General features: G+C 61.4%; 1 protein-coding gene. It reads left to right on the forward strand.

Translation table 11 applies throughout. The features are described from left to right. Positions 1-500: 500 nt before the first annotated feature. Positions 501-1,721 carry a carboxynorspermidine decarboxylase gene (gene nspC / locus V6C07_RS09825; protein WP_333536260.1) on the forward strand — a complete coding sequence of 407 codons (1,221 nt, stop codon included), beginning with the start codon at positions 501-503 and terminating at the stop codon, positions 1,719-1,721. The last annotated feature ends 256 nt before the right edge of the window (positions 1,722-1,977 follow it).

The following is a 1,977-nucleotide window of genomic DNA, read 5'->3' on the forward strand; positions in this document are numbered from 1 at the left end:
GGGGAGTGCAGAGGGGGCCTCGGAGGGGCGCAGCCCCTAACAGGCCCCCTCTGCCGCCCGCCGCGCAGGCGGCCCAAACAACATCAAAGAAAAAGCCTTCATGCCCGCAGGGCGGCAGCATTCCTTCTCGAAGACCGACCCCTTTCACCTCTTTGCCCGCCGCATCGGCGGCCCAAACAAAAAATAAAGAAGAAGCCTCCGCGCCCACAGGGCGGCAGTATTCCCTTTCGAAGACCGACCCCTTTCACCTCTTTGCCCGCCGCATCGGCGGCCCAAACAAGGAATAAAGAAAAAGCCTCCGCGCCCGCAGGGCAACAAAAAAATTTCTCGAAGGCCGAGCCAGTCCCCCTCCTGCCCCGCCGCGTCCAAGCTGCCTTGATGACAGCCCCCATCGCCACATGTATCTTCAGAGCGCGAACAAAATTTAAAAAAACAAAAAACCGAGCACCATATTTTACCGGCTCACAACCCGGTATAAACTCCTTCCCAGAGGAATCCGCATGCACTGTCAGCATCTTCTTTTCGATCCAAGCCGCATCCCCTCACCCTGCTTTGTGCTGGATGAAAACCGGCTCAACGCCAATGCAGCCATACTCAACAGTGTGCAGGAGCGCACCGGGGCGAAAATCCTTCTGGCCCTCAAGGGCTATGCCGCCTGGAAAACATTTCCGCTGCTTTCGCGCTTCAAGGGACACGGCCCGCTGTGGGGAGCCTGCGCCAGCTCCGTTGACGAGGCCCGTCTGGCCCGTGAAGAATTCGGCGGCGAAGTCCACGCGTTCGCCGCAGGCTGGAACAGGCGTGAAATGGCGGAACTGCTCACCCTGACGGACCACATCGTGTTCAACTCCACGGCACAGTGGCGCGAGTTCGCCCCTGCCATTGAAATGTGGAACAAGGGCCGTTGCCCGGACAGGCAAATACAGTGCGGGCTGCGCATCAACCCCGAACATTCCGAAGGCGCTGTGGAAATTTACAATCCCTGCGCGCCGGGTTCGCGTCTGGGCATACGCCGCAAGCATTTCGACCCCGCAGCCATGACGGGCATATCCGGCCTGCATTTTCACACCCTGTGCGAACAGGGGGCCGACGCTCTTGAGCGCACACTGGCTGCCGTAGAAAAAAACTTCGGCCAGTGGCTGCCCCAATGCCGCTGGATCAACATGGGCGGCGGCCACCACATCACCAGGCCGGGCTACGACCTTGACCTGCTCTGCCGTCTGCTGACGCAATGGCGCGACCGCTATCAGGCCCAGATATACCTTGAGCCGGGCGAAGCCGTGGCGCTGGACGCGGGCTGGCTTGCAGTCACGGTGCTGGACGTCATTGAGGCCGATATGCCCATCGCGATTCTGGATATCGGCGTTCCCTGCCATATGCCCGATGTTATCGAGATGCCCTACCGACCGCGCGTGCGCTACGAGCATGACGGGGCCGCCGTTCTCGCCGGAGAAGCCGGGCAAAAAAGCTGGACCTGCCGCTTGGCGGGCAAATCCTGCCTGGCGGGCGATGTGGCCGGGGAATACTCTTTTGACGCGCCCCTCAGGCCCGGGCAACGTCTTGTCTTTGAAGACATGGCTATTTACAGCATGGTCAAGACCACCACATTCAACGGCCTGCGCCTGCCTTCCATCGGCATCTGCGGGCCTGACGCCGCCGGGGATATGGACTTTCGCATGCTGCGGGAATTCGGCTACGCGGACTTTAAAAACCGGCTGTCCTGAGGCGCGGGCAACACCGCCCGGCTCACTGCCCCAAACTGCCAAACAGGCTGGCAAGCAGGCTGACAGGCTGGCGGCACGTTGCCCGCCTGGGTGTCAGGTACGTCAGACGCAAAAAAAGCGCCCCGCGGGGCGCTTTTTGATATGGCAAAGGTGAACGCTTTCAGGCTCCCGCAGGGCCTGCGGCAGCACCGGGCGTGAAAACAGAACTGCCCAAAGGCATTCCCGTACCAGTTCCCGGCCCGCCCGCTGCGGGCTG

The sequence above is a fragment of the Desulfovibrio sp. 1214_IL3152 genome, assembly GCF_036763055.1.
Taxonomy (GTDB): Bacteria; Desulfobacterota; Desulfovibrionia; order Desulfovibrionales; family Desulfovibrionaceae; genus Desulfovibrio.